General features: G+C 64.3%; 2 protein-coding genes. Both read right to left on the bottom strand.

Annotated elements, in window-relative coordinates; all coding sequences use genetic code 11:
- Positions 1-703 (bottom strand): Lateral flagellin (locus tag RT688_RS23760; RefSeq protein ID WP_313707281.1); only part of this gene is annotated, 703 nt, incomplete at its 3' end.
- Positions 704-916: 213 nt separating this feature from the next.
- Positions 917-1356: flagellin (locus RT688_RS23755; protein ID WP_313707280.1), on the bottom strand; the 440-nt coding region annotated here is incomplete at its 5' end.

The raw sequence follows: 1356 nt of genomic DNA, 5'->3' as shown, positions 1-1356 counted from the left end.
TGGCCAGGTTGTTGTAGACGTGGTCGAGGCGGTTGGCCGCGGCGCCCAGGCTCGAACGGACGGTGGCAACCTTGTCGATGGCGCCGCTGATGGTCGTCAGGATGGTGTTGGTGGTGGCCTTCAGTTCGGCGCCGGTGGTGCCGTCCTTGTAGCCCGCTGCGACGCCTTCCAGGGCCAGGTCGATCGTGCCGCCGGTCTTCATCGAGGCTTCCAGGTCCAGCTTCATGGTTTCGCCGGCGCTGGCGCCGATCTGGAACACCATGCCGCCGGCCGTGCCCAGGGTGCCGCCGACCATCAGGTCCTTGCCGCCGAAGGTGGTCTTGGTCATGATGTTCTTGATCTCGGCGCCGAGCTGCGAGTATTCCGACTGCATGGCATCCTTGTCGGCGTCGGTCGAGGAGGCGTCGAATGCCTGGGTGGCCAGGTCCTTCATGCGCACCAGCATGTTGGTGACTTCGTCGAGCGCGCCTTCGGCGGTCTGCAGCATCGAGGTCGAATTCTGGGTGTTGCGCATGGCGACGGCCATGCCGCTGGTTTGCGCTTTCAGGCGGGTGGCGATCTGCAGGCCGGCCGCGTCGTCCATGGCCGAGTTGATACGGAAACCGGTCGACAGGCGGGTCATCGAGGTCGACAGGCTCGACTGGGTGCGACCGATCGAGTTTTGTGCCGACAGGGTGGCGGCGTTGGTGTGAAGGCTCAGCATGTTCAGCTCCAGGTGTTGGGGTGGTCAACGAGCAGCTCATCTGCTCTTACAAGGACAAGGCGACCATGGCGAGCTGCTCATTAAATTCCGTGTGGAAATTTTTTTGCAGGCGGCCAGCCCATCCCGTAAGCCATACCGTAAACGCACAAGGCCAGCCGCGAACGGCTGGCCCCGGTACTCACCGGCGCGCTGGCGCGGCCGGAGGCGTGTCGATTACTGCAGCAGCGACATGACCATCGAGGACATGCTGTTGGTCTGCTTGAGCATCGCGGTGCCGGCTTGCATCAGCATCTGCTTGGAGGTCATGTTCGCCGATTCGGTGGCGAAGTCGACGTCCATGATGCGGCCGGTGGCGTTCTTGGTGTTGGTGCTGATGTTGGCCAGGTTGTTGTAGACGTGGTCGAGGCGGTTGGCCGCGGCGCCCAGGCTCGAGCGCACGGTGGCGACGTTGTCGATCGCGGTGCTGATCTTGGTCAGGATCGCGTTCGTGGCCGCCGCGCCGGTCAGTTCCTGGCCGGCGGTGGTGGTGGCGCCGGCGGTGTAGGTGGTCGAGACGTCGTCCAGGGCAGCGGCGATGGTGCCGCCGGTCTTCATCGAGGCTTCCAGGTTCAGCTTCATGGTTTCGCCGGCGCTGGCGCCGATCTGGAAGACCA

This window comes from Massilia sp. (assembly GCF_032106685.1).
Lineage (GTDB): Bacteria > Pseudomonadota > Gammaproteobacteria > Burkholderiales > Burkholderiaceae_D > Telluria.
This window is presented reverse-complemented; position numbering and strand designations above follow the sequence as displayed.